Below are 529 nucleotides of genomic sequence, written 5' to 3'. Positions count from 1 at the left end.
TCGCCCCAAAGGGCGGTATCGCAAGCACTTTTGCTGGCCCGCTATAAAGCGGTACTACTCGAATCTTCTCGTCTCGATTCTTCTGCTTGCTCTTTTATATACTTTTGAACTGCTTCATCTGTTATATTGCCAATCGTTTCAACATAATATCCTCTAGCCCAAAACGCTTTATCCCATTTACTTTGCAACTCAGGATGCCTGTCATAAATCATTAATGTGCTTTTTCCTTTCAGATACCCCATAAAATCTGATACTCTGAGTTTTGGTGGAATTGCTACGCTTAAATGTACATGATCTATACATACCGCTCCTGCAATTATCTCTACATTTTTATACTGGCATAAAGTTGCTATTATCTCTCGGACATCTCTGCGTATTCTCCCATACAATACCTTCTTTCGGTATTTAGGAATAAACACAATGTGATACTGGCATTTCCAACGAGTATGTGATAAACTTTTATTGTCCATTTGGACCGCCTCCTTTGATTTTGAGTTTGGCTTGCGACACCATTCTCATTCTATCACAG

Annotated in this window: 1 protein-coding gene; it reads right to left on the bottom strand. The window is 39.5% G+C overall.

The genetic code is table 11. The annotated features are described in order from the left end of the window. Positions 1–41: 41 nt before the first annotated feature. The gene (gene tnpA / locus DWY63_RS17850) at positions 42–470 is read right to left on the bottom strand and encodes an IS200/IS605 family transposase (protein WP_055226077.1); all 429 of its coding nucleotides are present in this window, start codon (positions 468–470) and stop codon (positions 42–44) included. Positions 471–529: the final 59 nt, after the last annotated feature.

It is taken from the genome of Blautia sp. AF26-2 (assembly GCF_003460955.1).
Classification (GTDB): Bacteria; Bacillota; Clostridia; order Lachnospirales; family Lachnospiraceae; genus Fusicatenibacter; species Fusicatenibacter saccharivorans.
This window is presented reverse-complemented; position numbering and strand designations above follow the sequence as displayed.